Source organism: Leptospira ryugenii (genome assembly GCF_003114855.1).
GTDB lineage: Bacteria > Spirochaetota > Leptospiria > Leptospirales > Leptospiraceae > Leptospira_A > Leptospira_A ryugenii.
This window is the reverse complement of the sequence record NZ_BFBB01000003.1, coordinates 127,077-139,462: the sequence shown is the minus strand read 5'-3', so window position 1 is coordinate 139,462 and position 12,386 is coordinate 127,077. Positions and strand designations below refer to the sequence as shown.

Annotated in this window: 18 protein-coding genes; 8 read left to right on the top strand and 10 right to left on the bottom strand. The window is 37.3% G+C overall.

Annotated elements, in window-relative coordinates; genetic code table 11:
• Positions 1-60: 60 nt before the first annotated feature.
• From DI060_RS05030 to DI060_RS05020, 4 genes are all read right to left on the bottom strand, one after another.
• On the bottom strand, positions 61-996 hold the full coding sequence (locus DI060_RS05030) for an alpha/beta hydrolase (protein ID WP_108974406.1): 936 nt from the start codon (positions 994-996) through the stop codon (positions 61-63).
• 43 nt (positions 997-1,039) lie between these two features.
• The gene (locus DI060_RS05025) at positions 1,040-2,011 is read right to left on the bottom strand and encodes an FAD-dependent monooxygenase (protein ID WP_108974404.1); all 972 of its coding nucleotides are present in this window, start codon (positions 2,009-2,011) and stop codon (positions 1,040-1,042) included.
• Positions 2,012-2,077: 66 nt separating this feature from the next.
• On the bottom strand, positions 2,078-2,167 hold the full coding sequence (locus DI060_RS19300) for an NAD(P)-binding protein (protein ID WP_369689612.1): 90 nt from the start codon (positions 2,165-2,167) through the stop codon (positions 2,078-2,080).
• A complete protein-coding gene (locus tag DI060_RS05020) occupies positions 2,164-2,754 on the bottom strand; it encodes an HD domain-containing protein (protein WP_135354999.1) in 591 nt (196 codons plus the stop codon). The genes DI060_RS19300 and DI060_RS05020 overlap by 4 nt, the downstream gene beginning before the upstream one ends.
• A 160-nt stretch (positions 2,755-2,914) precedes the next feature.
• Between DI060_RS05020 and DI060_RS05015 the strand changes: the two genes are divergently transcribed.
• Complete coding sequence (locus tag DI060_RS05015; RefSeq protein ID WP_108974400.1) at positions 2,915-3,316, top strand: DUF4345 family protein; 402 nt, start codon at positions 2,915-2,917, stop codon at positions 3,314-3,316.
• A gap of 5 nt (positions 3,317-3,321) precedes the next feature.
• On the opposite strand, the gene DI060_RS05010 is transcribed toward DI060_RS05015, so the two are convergent.
• From DI060_RS05010 to DI060_RS19245, 3 genes are all read right to left on the bottom strand, one after another.
• On the bottom strand, positions 3,322-4,068 hold the full coding sequence (locus DI060_RS05010; RefSeq protein ID WP_108974398.1) for a DUF6498-containing protein: 747 nt from the start codon (positions 4,066-4,068) through the stop codon (positions 3,322-3,324).
• 101 nt (positions 4,069-4,169) lie between these two features.
• On the bottom strand, positions 4,170-4,841 hold the full coding sequence (locus tag DI060_RS05005; RefSeq protein WP_108974396.1) for a tudor domain-containing protein: 672 nt from the start codon (positions 4,839-4,841) through the stop codon (positions 4,170-4,172).
• Between the two features lie 296 nt (positions 4,842-5,137).
• Positions 5,138-5,260 (bottom strand): hypothetical protein, encoded by a 123-nt coding sequence (locus DI060_RS19245; RefSeq protein ID WP_282097135.1) that lies wholly within the window; start codon positions 5,258-5,260, stop codon positions 5,138-5,140.
• Positions 5,261-5,957: 697 nt separating this feature from the next.
• On the opposite strand from DI060_RS19245, the gene DI060_RS04995 reads away from it, so the two are divergent.
• Positions 5,958-6,587, top strand: a complete 630-nt coding sequence (locus DI060_RS04995) for a hypothetical protein (protein ID WP_108974392.1) — start codon at positions 5,958-5,960, stop codon at positions 6,585-6,587.
• A 335-nt stretch (positions 6,588-6,922) separates the two neighbouring features.
• Here DI060_RS04995 and DI060_RS04990 read toward each other — a convergent pair whose 3' ends face one another.
• On the bottom strand, positions 6,923-7,384 hold the full coding sequence (locus DI060_RS04990; protein ID WP_244594289.1) for a VOC family protein: 462 nt from the start codon (positions 7,382-7,384) through the stop codon (positions 6,923-6,925).
• 182 nt (positions 7,385-7,566) lie between these two features.
• On the opposite strand from DI060_RS04990, the gene DI060_RS19295 reads away from it, so the two are divergent.
• Complete coding sequence (locus DI060_RS19295) at positions 7,567-7,914, top strand: MarR family transcriptional regulator (protein ID WP_108974390.1); 348 nt, start codon at positions 7,567-7,569, stop codon at positions 7,912-7,914.
• A 170-nt stretch (positions 7,915-8,084) separates the two neighbouring features.
• Here the strand turns inward: DI060_RS19295 and DI060_RS04980 are convergent, their stop codons facing one another.
• A complete protein-coding gene (locus DI060_RS04980) occupies positions 8,085-8,483 on the bottom strand; it encodes an ArsR/SmtB family transcription factor (protein ID WP_108974388.1) in 399 nt (132 codons plus the stop codon).
• 120 nt (positions 8,484-8,603) lie between these two features.
• On the opposite strand from DI060_RS04980, the gene DI060_RS04975 reads away from it, so the two are divergent.
• From DI060_RS04975 to DI060_RS04965, 3 genes are all read left to right on the top strand, one after another.
• Positions 8,604-9,149, top strand: coding sequence for a hypothetical protein (locus DI060_RS04975; protein ID WP_108974386.1), 546 nt, complete (start codon positions 8,604-8,606; stop codon positions 9,147-9,149).
• Positions 9,150-9,250: 101 nt separating this feature from the next.
• Entirely contained in the window at positions 9,251-10,093 is an 843-nt protein-coding gene (locus tag DI060_RS04970; RefSeq protein WP_209451985.1) for a sterol desaturase family protein, read from the top strand.
• Positions 10,094-10,112: 19 nt separating this feature from the next.
• Positions 10,113-10,292, top strand: a complete 180-nt coding sequence (locus DI060_RS04965) for a rubredoxin (RefSeq protein ID WP_108974384.1) — start codon at positions 10,113-10,115, stop codon at positions 10,290-10,292.
• Between the two features lie 115 nt (positions 10,293-10,407).
• On the opposite strand, the gene DI060_RS19290 is transcribed toward DI060_RS04965, so the two are convergent.
• Positions 10,408-10,593, bottom strand: coding sequence for a toxin-antitoxin system YwqK family antitoxin (locus DI060_RS19290; RefSeq protein ID WP_167836922.1), 186 nt, complete (start codon positions 10,591-10,593; stop codon positions 10,408-10,410).
• Between the two features lie 290 nt (positions 10,594-10,883).
• Between DI060_RS19290 and DI060_RS04955 the strand changes: the two genes are divergently transcribed.
• The gene (locus DI060_RS04955; protein ID WP_244594288.1) at positions 10,884-11,918 is read left to right on the top strand and encodes a transposase; all 1,035 of its coding nucleotides are present in this window, start codon (positions 10,884-10,886) and stop codon (positions 11,916-11,918) included.
• A 137-nt stretch (positions 11,919-12,055) separates the two neighbouring features.
• On the top strand, positions 12,056-12,386 hold a 331-nt coding region (locus tag DI060_RS18915; RefSeq protein ID WP_439956885.1), incomplete at its 3' end, for a transposase.

Genomic DNA, 12,386 nt, shown 5'->3' with positions numbered 1-12,386 from the left:
AATGAATTTCCAACTTGAATTTGAATATCCCACCTGACATAGACTAGTTTTAAAAATACTTTATGTATATCGAACTAAAAAATCCTGAATGGCAGTTTGCAAGGTTTGGATTCCTGGTTCTTCTAACGGTGCATGTCCACAGTTCTCTAAATCTACAAAATATTTTGTGGAGGGTATTCTATCAAAGAGTTTAAGGCTCAGGTGGGTTGGAGTCCAGAGGTCCTTGGAAGGGTGGGCAAGTAAAATAGGTATTTTGAATCTTTCTGGCTCTAACGCAGGTTTTATGGAGAAAATACTTTGAAGGAAGGAGATATAGACAGAGTTTCCTCCGCTGAAAGGGTCCCTCATAAAGACTTTCGAAAACTCCTGATTGTTCGAAATTAGATTTACCTTAGCAAAGTTTTTGATTTTGATCTTTTTGATTCGAAGAAAGTTTTTCAAAAAAGAAAGTCCGAAGGCGCCATATTTTGCGATCCATTTATTTTTGAATCCGTACAACCTAACTTCTGGATCACTCAAGCTAATCAGAGTTGTAACGATGATTCCTCGGATTTTTGTATTTAAGGCCGCCACATCGTAGCTTACAATGCCTCCCAAGCTAAATCCAAAAAGAAATATTGGTTTTGCATTTTGTTTAGAAGCCCAATCCACAACATGATTGATGCAGCTCAACCACAAAGGATAATTAATTTCCGTGGAGGATGATATTTCAGAGAGTCCGTAGCCAGGCAAGTCAGGTGATAGAACACGATATCCCAAATCAGATAGGAATCTAGATGCATGAGAAAGGATGCGACCGTTACTGGCAACTCCATGTACAAAGATGATTGTCCCTTTGTATTCGGAAGGAGTCCGACTGTCGATATGGATTCTGTTTTCGTTCCAAGGTAGATAAAACTCTTCCGGTGGATCACGATCGTCTATCTTCATGTTATCGGGAAACATCGGGTTGAATTTTTTCCAATAGGTTAATTCAGAATAAAATCTATTTTTCATAAAACCGTCCTGTAAAGGATTCTTGTCCTTTTGATTTGTAATTTTAAATTTTTTTGAGATAACATAAATCTACAATAGACTGGTGTTGTTTTAGAAAGTAGGAATCTGGCAGGACTTGCAATACAAATTTTGTGAAGTATTCCAATAGTATGTTCTTCGGGTGTGAAAACTTTCCATACTTCCATGATTGTTTGACAATCTGGAAAACCTTAGCTTTCCGTAATTCCAAGTACAGTTCAAATGCTTCTCTTGCGATTCCCACTTTCGAAATGATCTTTGCAAGTGTATACGCATCTTCGATCGCTTGGCAACCTCCTTGCGCCAAATTGGGAGTTGTTGCATGTATGGCATCACCAAGGAAAACAATTTGACCTGAATGCCATGGAAACGTATGCGGCAATATATCATACATATCATTTCGCTGAATGTTTAGGGAGTTTTCGATAACTCTTTTGATGCTCGGATGAAAATCACCGAACAGAATACTTAAGTCTTGTTTTATAGATAATTGATTATCAACTTCTCCTTCTTTTGATTCCTTTACTGCATACCAATAATACGATTCTTCAGAGATAGGAATAGTAGCAAATCTTAGGTTGTCTCCCCAAAATTCAATATAACTGCTTTTAAATACCAGATCCAGATTTACTTTGGAAATCCCTCGCCAAATAGTTTGACCAGAATAACGTTTTTGGATTTGAGGAAAAAGTTTCGTTCGTACCTGTGAATTGATGCCATCACAGGCAATTACACATTTTGTTTTTATGGTGTTACCATTCGCAAAATAAAGGTTATAATGGTCGCGGTCCTTTTCCCAAGAATGGAGTTTCTGCTCTAAAAAGATATTTTTTGGATTTATGTTTTTGTGCAGAATATTTATTAAGTTCATTCTATGTATACATACGCCCGCATTCTCAATGGGTAAAACTCGAATCGTTTTTCCCTTCTTGTCTGTTCTTCTCGCAGTTTGAATGGAAAAGCCATTTTTTACAATATCCGTTTTTAGATTTAGCATTTCCAATATCGCTAAGGCATTTTCGCCTAGACCAATCCCTGCGCCAACATCTGTAAATGCACTTGCCTACTCATATAATTTAAAGTCTATACCGAATGATTGGAGGGCATTTGCTAAGCTAAGACCACCAATTCCTCCGCCTATAATCGATATCATGCGAGATTCTCTGCTTTTAGATAGTGGTTGTCATCACAACATTTTTCTGGAGAGAAGAGTCCAATGACACTGTTCACGCTGGTAAATGACTTTATCAAACAAAGATTAAACTCGAGGAAGAATCTTTTTTTGGGATAATGGTTTACTATGCGTTTCCGATCCACACGAGGTATGCTAGAGGAGTTACGTCCTAATACGTCCATATGAGCCGCCGTTTGTAAGAGTCCTGCAAGTTCTCCTTTTTCCCAACGAGGTTTCAGTAGAAAATGGAAATCAATGGCTTCCATCATGGCATTGATCCTTGTTATTGGCAGTTTGGTTTCGGATTTTAAATACTCCCTTAGTGTGGAAGAAGATCCGATTTGGAAAGATTTTCCTTTTTGTCTATACTGCTCATTCAATCCAATATCATGAAACAAAGAAACCAGACAGAGCTCTTCCAAATCAAAGGGGATTTGTTTTATTTTTCCATACAATAAACCAAGTTGATAAACTCTCATTGAGTGGTTATATATATTTTCATTAAGTGCGTGTTTAACGATACTGTGGGCTTCCTTGACAATTTTTGAGTCTGGTATAGTTTCCAAATAGATTCCTCTCTGTTTGAATTGGATTAAAAGATTTTAATCCCCTTGCAAAAGAATACTTGTAAAAATCTGCTATTTGAAGAATTATTTTTGCCGATGTAAAATTGACTCGTAGCAGATACATACAATTTTCTTTTGAGCCTTGGTATAAAGTGTAAGTATGGAATGGAACTCTTTAAAAATTATTATCTCTAGTCATCCTCTCGGAAGTGATACTTTTTTGCTTTTTGTGAGTTTTTTGTTCGCTGGTATGGGAATATCTGCATTTCCGAATCCAGTTTGGATCACAAAGCAGTTCGGGATTTCAGAGCTAACGGCCTCCGGAAAAAATGAAGTGCGCGCCGTGTATGGAGGATTTGGTTTGTGTATGTCGCTAGCATTGATCCTTGCCTATTGTATACCAGAGATTCGGAATGGAGTCTGCATAACTGTCGCACTCGCTTTGTTTGGAATGTCTTTGGGAAGGATGGTCAGTGCAGCGATGGATCGTTCCATCGCCAAATTACCAGCGTTTTATGGAGCTATCGAACTCATTGCGTCCATAATTCTTGTTTTTTCTTAGTTACATCATACTTGTGATTTCTCTTTGTGGAATCGATTATAAAGATAAATGAGATCAATGAATAATTTGAATAATACCCAAAGAGAGCAAAGAACAGGAGCCAAACTTTTTGGAAATAACCAAAGGGCAAAAAGTAATATGGGAAGTGAAAACAGTAAAGTGCCTTGCGCAAAGCCAATTCGGAGTACCATTTGGTCAACAAAGTGCTCATGGTTGAACGTCAGAAACTCCTTGGTTTTGAAAAAAAGAAATAAGGATTCTCCTTGAGAAATTATGGATAAAAACATATTCAATAGAAAAGAATTCAGGAAGAGAATCTCAAATGATAGACTCTGCTCAATCGGTATACTCAAGAGTTCGGTTTTAAAGAACGCATAATAACTGTCATACCCATTTCCTCCGAGAAGCGCATGAATCAATGGCAATAAAAGTGCTAGATGCGCTCCTAAAAAAGCAAACATGGCAATCCCCATGAGAGCTGTACTTTCAAATTCCTTGCTTCCAAGATTTTGTTCCCATTTCTTTTTCGGAAACTTTAGTTTTGCGGTCAAAATTTTAGGTAAACCAAAAAGGACAAGGATGATACTTTCTATTGTGTAAGCGTAGAGGATTTTGATGATCGACCATTTTAAAAAAAGTACACCTAGGAGTGGGACCGAGTTGGAAAGTAATACTAAAAGAAATGAAAGGTAAAAATTGTCTTTCGTGAAGAAGTGTGCAAAACGAAAAAGAAGCGAAACAGGGATCTTCATAGGCAAGGTCTCGTCCTTACTAAATTTGATATATTCGATGACTTGGTCGCATACTCATCGATCCCAAAAGTAAATTATGTAGTTCGGTCTAGTTATGAGTATTAGTATCCTCTGTAGGAACAGCCAGATCGGTCATTCCATGCACATGGATCTAAACTTCTCATACAATCCATCCTCGTCCGGAATTTAGAACAAGAAACCTCATACTTTGCCGCATTGGCTTCCTTGGCTCTTTGATTGGCTGCTTTTTCGGCTGCCGTCAATTCTCTGTCACCAATCAAGTCTGCCGTCAGTCCGTGTCCCTTTCTCGGCTTAACGCTATCCACCCACATCTCTCCCGAGTTATCTTCCCAGCGAACAAGGATCAGTTTGCCCTTTGTTTCTAATTCGAAAGCTTTGTAATAAAGACCATTTAGATATTTTGCATAAATTGCTTTTCCGGCTTTTAAACTCGAAATTGGCAATACTTCCCAAAGTGTAATTGCATTTGGATCTTTAGGGCCTTCATCGGTAATATCCCAATCGCCGATTTGCGATCGGTCCAAGCCATGGTTTTTCCTGGGTTTGATTTCGTTAGGTGATAGAATCGTTGGAGAAGATCCATCTTGCCATTGGACTTCGTAATTTTCTCCTTCCTTTCGGATTATCGTAGCTTTGTAATGAGCGCCACCTTGCCACTGAGCATAAACAGGATCACCCTTCTGGAAATTGGTTTGAGAAAGGAGCAAACCAAAACTGAACAGAAAAACCAAGAAGAAAATAATTTGCCTCATAGAATATCCCCCTTACTGGATCGAGAAAGTAGAAACGAAAGCTCTCATTTTTTTTTGACTTCAGATTTTGAAACGTATTAAACCTAATGATTTTTTCGTTGGTTGCAAGTTTTTTACCACAAAAATCAAAAAATTTTTAAAGTTATTTTTGTCTCACTTTAAGTGAGGATTCTACAATATTTTTGATTCAAAAAAAAGATTGCCTACGATTTTTTTGATCTTCCATTGTGGTAGATTATGCGAAGACTATCAGTCATTCTATCTTTATTTACATTTGTCTTTATTCTCATACATTTTCAGATCGGATGGTAGACGAAAGAAATCAATTCCTCTGAAGATAGACCTTTTCGTTTATCACATCCAATTTCATCAAACTCTTCTAAACCAAAGTTTTGTTTGGTTGCAAAAATGCGGTACAAAGCTCCTCGCCATAAAGTATTTAACTATCGAATAGATCCAATTCAAGAAGTTTATGAAATGGGAAAAGTAATGATTGAGGAGCCAAGTTGCATCGGGCTCGAACTTGAATTTCTTAATTTTTTACAGAGTCGTTTGAAATCAAAATACCAGATTCAACTTAAAAAAGTAATATATGATATTCCTGAATCCTTTCGGCAAAATAAAGTTTTGGATTCATTAAAATCAAATAGAAGTTTTGTGCGATCCTCGGAAATAAAAAAAAATGGAAAAACAACATAGTATTAGCGGAAGTGTTGAAAACCTATGCTGATATAATTGATAGCCAGACGGAATTTTTTTACGGCACTGATAATCCTGTCCAACATGACCTTGGAGATTGTGACGAAACATTGTATTTCGCTGAGGTTCAAAAAGAATCAAAAGACAACAGGTTCTATATTACTTTAGCGAGAATTACTTTTTAGATTTTTCCTGAATACAACCAAGAATCCCACCATTACACCTTTATTCGAAGAAATAAATTAGAGAAAAAGCAAGAACCTTTCAGTTTTCTATAGGTTACGAAAAATGAATCTCGGTTTTCTTTTTACCTACATTCAATTTATTTGCAAACGTTTCGGATTTCCATATGGAATATCGATTCTCCGAGGAATCGGAAGAAATGTTTTTAGATGCTTTGACAGGGGAGCTTTATAAATGAATACAATTCAAATGAGAATCTTAATTCATTTATGTTATATACTTTTAAATTGTCAGACGTTTGAAATTTATCGCAACGTTGATTTAGAACATGGTGATATTGAAGGTAATTTGTATGAATCACCTTTTGAAAAATTTGCTTGTTTCGTACCTATTGACGTAAGGTATGCAGTGATGGAAGATCAAAAAAATGGAGCCACTTTTTATCAAGAAGAATTTGGACTTTTTAAAATCCAAGCACTGCCAGTAAAAACAGAGTTTACTTTAAAAGTAGCCGAAAAGGGAAAGGAAAAAGCTTTATCTGATTTTGTTACCAATGATATATTAGAGAAATTGAATAAAGATTCCATGAAAGCGAATTTAATCCTTTCACAATACAGTCCTGAATTTAGAAATGGAACAGTTTATTTTCTGACAACAGTAAAAAATCCTAAAAACGATTCCCTTGTTATTCCTCCTTTTAACTCTTATGCAATGATGGTATTTCTAGTGAATGACTTCATTTATTTTCTTACAAGAAATGCCAATCTCCCAATCACTTCAGATCCACTTGAATTACAAAAAGAAATTGAATTGGCAATTGACAAGTTGATAAATTTTCATTCTCTCCCAATCGATTTAAATTGAGATCCTTTAAAATAAATTCAAATCGTTTCAAAATGAGTGGTCGAACTAAAGTAAGGGCTGGGCGATTCAAAATGAAAAGTTCTTTCAAATCTAGGCGAGTTAAGTTTTAATTATTCGATTTTAATGTTTTTCCATCCGTAATACTTTTTTCTCTGTTGCCTTTTTTAAAGAAGATGGTCTGTACGAACTTAGTTTGTCGTACATGAGAAGGTAAGAAACCAATGAGACTGTGTTAGTCTGGATGATCCAGCACCAAGTGGAGAAACAGAATTTCACAATTGATGCGGGATGTTTTGATACGTTTGATCTTCACACATCTAATTTCAATAGATGCACTATTTCATTGAATTTAATCCTATCAAATTTCCTTCAGAATCTTCTAAGATAGTCACAAATCCAAATTTGCCTATGGAAAATTTGGGACGAATCAGTTTTCCTCCAAATTGATTTACTTTCGATTCGCTTATATTGGAATCCTCGACACTAAAATAAATCAATGTTCCCCCTCTACCTGGTTTCGAGTACTTTGACTTTACCAATGCGCCAGAAGATCCGTAAGCATTCATTTCACCTACAAACACCTTCATAATCGTTTCGCCCGTGGGATCTTTTAAATCCTGTAGTTTTTGGTTACAAATCTTTTCATAAAATATGGACGCTCTGTCTATATCTTCAACATAGATATCAAACCAACCTACGGCATTCGGCTTCCTTCCGTTAGATGTACTTTCAATTTTATTTTCATTACAAAATAAAATGAAAAATAATAATATAAAGAGACAATATACTTTATTCATCAAATTTATTCTCCTAAATCAAGTATTTGATAAAATAACTCTACTTGAAAGAAGAGAACTCGTATTGTAAAAATCAGACATCCTAATCCAATTGTTCACATTGGAATAAAAATTAATCTAAAAAATGTAATTTGCAGTCAGAAGGAGTTTGATTTTTTTAATCATGTGGATAGGGAAGTCTGATGGAGTCAAAATTTACATTTGATCAATCCTATGGGAAAGTTTTGGGACAGACTTATATGTCCATTTTCGAAAGGCTTTCCAAATTGATGAAGGATGCAAATCTCCCGATTACTCCCGATCAATTTAGAGTTCTTACCCGTCTTTGGCAAAATGATGGATGTCCACAACAAGAGCTTGCGAACAGTTCCAACAGGGATCGAGCCAATGTTACTAGGATACTAGACATTCTAGAAAGAGAAGGTATCGTAACGCGGAAAAATCAGCGGAGGACAAAAAGACTGGATTTCGGTGGGTGGATATCTTCTATTCGTAGTACGAGGGTTAGGTTGGTAATCAATGGCATCTAGTCCCACGTAGAGAAACGATTCGTACTACTAATGCCCGGACTGTATCGAATAATAATTATGAAATCCATGCCTATTCCCAAAGTATATCAAAGGGAATGATTTCAAAGAACCCTTAATTTAAAAAATAAGACTCCTCATATCGGGGTCATTTCTTTCTTCTGATGTAATGTTTAGTTTCCGTTTGGTCTTTTCGAATGGATCTGGTTTGGTTCCAAAGGTGGGCAACAGATTGCCACCAATTCTTCTAAGTGGTTTAAAATCATCTTGAATTTCTGCACTGCGCGGCCTGGATCCAATTGATACAGCACATGTTTTCCTTGTTTCTCCCGAATGAGAATCCCCGCTTCTTGTAAGATTCCTAAATGCCTTGATATTACGGAGCGATCTAAGCTCATACCCTCACTTAGCTCAGAGATATCGGCCTTTCCATGGCGAATGACTTGTTTCAATACCTCAATCCGACTTGGTTCTGCTAGAGCCGTCAAAAATTTTGAATCCAAGACTTGATTTAAGGCATCTATCGCTAGATCTTTTCTTTTTTCAGAATTGGACTTTGATCGAGAAGTCATCTAAGTTGAGCTTGGTGTCCAAATTCTGCAAGTCCACCTTTTTTCGGTTTTTAATTTGACATTAATTCCTAAGCAAATAAATGTGCTCATAAGTGCATATATGCACTTATGAGGTTTGGAATGACACTTGTAAATTTGAGTTTAGTATTTCTCATTTTGTTCTCAGGCTTGGCTTTCATTGATGGAATCTATTTGCATCTGTGGAAGTATAAATTGTACAAATATAAAGAAACAATCTTTGAACATAAATTGCATACAATACGGGCCGTTTTTTTCCCGTTCCAATTGGTCGGACTTTTTCTGCTTGGTATTGAAGGTTGGCTATTCGGTTTAGTCCTTTTTCTTGCGATGGTTGATCTGTTTGTTCAAATCCTTGATATGTGGGAAGAAAAGGGCGCCCGTGCTCGCTTTGGAGGATTAAGTTCGGCTGAATATATTTTGCATGTTACCCTTACATCTTTACATTCCTCTATGCTTCTTGTGTATTTGATTAGCAAACCTAATGCATCAAATTTCCTTGGAAAAACGCAGATTGTCTATTCACAGAGTTGGCATTCTATCGTTGCAAGTAATCTTTTACCTGGAGCTATTCTTGTAGCCCTACTCCATTTAATTTTGTGCCACCCATACTTTCGAGATCAGGAAGAAAAATATTCCTATAACTAGGTGAGAGAAGACTTCCAGGAAGGATAAAAAACTTCGGAATAAGAAAAATTACTTGAAAAAATGTGCATATAAATACATGTATGCACATATGGAGGCGCTCAATGATAGCACACTTAGACACAATCTCTGTTACTGCGATTTTCGTATTGTTAGGAGTTATTGAAATTTTAGCTGGATTTTACCAAAAATGGAATCGCAAGGATTTGGCAGTTGATCTGATCAGTATAGCCCAGCTAGCATTGGTTATTAAACCTGGGATCATCTTTATGGGAGGTCTCATTATAAGTTCGTTATTTCCAAATTTGGTAATGCAGTTTGCTTCCACACCTCTATTGATAGGAGTATTTCTAGTCTTAGTGCCCGGAGACTTTATGCACTACTGGTATCATAGGAAGGGTCATGAATGGCAATGGCTTTGGCGGATGCATCGCACCCACCATACCTCCTCGACAATGTCAGTAATGATTTCTTTTCGCGAAAATTGGCAATGGTATGTATGTATGCCTGAACTTTGGTATGGGGCATTTATGACATCCATGGGAATGGGGGAAGCTGTTGTAATTAGTACCTTGGTCACAGGAGTAGGAAATGTCTTAAATCACACATCTGTTTCCTGGGATAAGATTTTGTATCGAATTCCAATTCTTCGCTATATTCTCGAAAGGTTGATTCAATTGCCCTCTACGCATAGAGCTCATCATGCGGTCTTTGGTCCTGATGGAAAGATTCCCATGGAAAACTTTGGTCAATTTTTCTTTATTTGGGATACGATATTTGGCACAGCTCGTTTTCCTCGGGGGAATGATCCCATTGAGTATGGAATTCCAAATCAACCGAAGGACAATATAGCTTCTCAACTATGGTGGCCATTTTTTCTTTCCAAGGACAAGAATAGCATCTACGCAAAGAGAAGTTATAAAAGCGATAGCAGTTCAACATTTTAAAAATAGAGTTTAATTGAGTATGGAAGAAAAAAAATTTAGAATTCTAAAATGTATGATATGTGGATGGATATATGATGAACAAAAAGGTGATCCCTCCGAAAACATTGCTCCCGGTACTTTATGGGAGGATGTGCCAGAGGATTGGGTTTGTCCAGATTGTGGAACGTCAAAAGATGATTTCGAAATGATGGAAGTCTAGGATATTTGCTATTTTATTTTCCTTTATTTTCGTCAATCTGAGATTTTCTTCCATCATTCGTGTATATAATTCCCTTTATCAATTCATCCCTCGCGAAAATTCCTTCTAAATGTAACTATCCGTTTTCGTGGTAAACTTTCCCTTTACCACTTAATTCTTCATGTGCGTAAGTGCCTTCAGATTTTAGATTCCCACTTTCATAATAAGTTTTACCTTTCCCATTTAATTTACCATCTTTGTAGAATCCTTCAGATTCCAGTATTCCGCTATTTGCGAAGTATCTTTTGCCTAGTCCATGCAAACTACCATTCTGAAAAATCCCCCAGCTAATAGTTTTTCGTTCTGATAATAAAATTTACCTCTCGCCGTTCTCATTCACTCCCACCCTCATCTCTCTTATCCAAGTTCCTTCCTAACACCTATAGACCATACCCTAAGCATATCAACATCCTAGATACTCCTATCATCAGAAAGGAATACACTCTTAGAACACTCCATATCCTCCAAACTCTTTTCCCCAAACAATGTGATTGTAAAGAATCCAGAAAAGACCCCAGGCTCAGTTACTTTAAGGTAAAGGGAAGGGAATCCATGGCACGCTGTTCTTATTGCCATAAACAAATCAGCCTAACAGCCAATACTCCCTTCCATAATACCAAACTACCTCTATCCTATATATCCTTCATCTTACCGGATCAAATCCTCCAATACCCTAAGGTAGTGACCTCCCAAGAGATAGCAAGAAAGCTAAACCTTCCCTACAATACTGGCTATTTTTTAAAGAAGCGAATCCAGGTATTCCTCTCACTTCTAAATGTAAGCCTGAAGAAACAACTCTACCAAGAACTAGAGGAAGCAAGTAAAGAGGTAAGGTTACCCTTAGAAGGAGACCTCAAAAAATCCCTTATGAATCAGCCTGTTGAGGTTGCGGATAGTGTAGTGCTCTATAGTTCCAGCCTAAGAGCCAACAAACACCGAAGTAGGAGGTATAAGACTGGCACTTCATCTATCTACTTAAGTAACTCACTTGGAGGGGAACAAAAGGGAGTATTAGTTCACACTGTGGGGATAAACCATGGGATGACTTTTTATAAGAGTATACCCTTAAACCATGAGAGGTATCTCGCAAAAGACTTAGATGACAAGATACCAAAGAACACCATACTTTTCACAGATGAAGGCTACACATGTATCTGGGATAGAAAGAACCATAGGATGGTGAATCATAGTAAGAAGAGTAATGATCCTAGGTATAACCTAAGTAGAGAAAGGTGGGTGACGAAAGAAGGAGTATCCTCAAATGGAGCGGAAGCAAGGAATAATATCTTAAAGCAGTCCTTTAGAAGTTACCACTATATAAGTCCTAAGTGGAGCCAGCTATACTTAGACGAGATGAGCTTTCTAGGGAACGTAAGGTATGCAGAAGGTCTGAGGAGTCTTCTTCTAGGGAGTCGAGAGGAAGGAGAGTTTGTGTGGGATGTTAATGAGAACTGCGGGCGGGAACCTCCCCAAGAAGCCACACAAAATTTACCTCTCGCCGTTCTCATTCACTCCCACCCTCATCTCTCTTATCCAAGTTCCTTCCTAACACCTATAGACCATACCCTAAGCATATCAACATCCTAGATACTCCTATCATCAGAAAGGAATACACTCTTAGAACACTCCATATCCTCCAAACTCTTTTCCCCAAACAATGTGATTGTAAAGAATCCAGAAAAGACCCCAGGCTCAGTTACCTTAAGGTAAAGGGAAGGGAATCCGTGGCACGCTGTTCTCATTGCCATAAACAAATCAGCCTAACAGCCAATACGCCCTTCCAGAATACCAAACTACCTCTATCCTATATATCGTTCATCTTGCAGGATCAAATCCTCCAATACCCTAAGGTAGTGACCTCCCAAGAGATAGCAAGAAAGCTAAACCTTCCCTACAATACTGCCTATTTTTTAAAGAAGCGAATCCAGGTATTCCTCTCTCTACTTAACCTAAGCCTGAAGAAACAACTCTACCAAGAACTAGAGGAAGCAAGTAAAGAGGTAAGGTTACCCTTAGAAGGAGACCTCAAAAAAAACCTTATGAATCAGCCTGTTG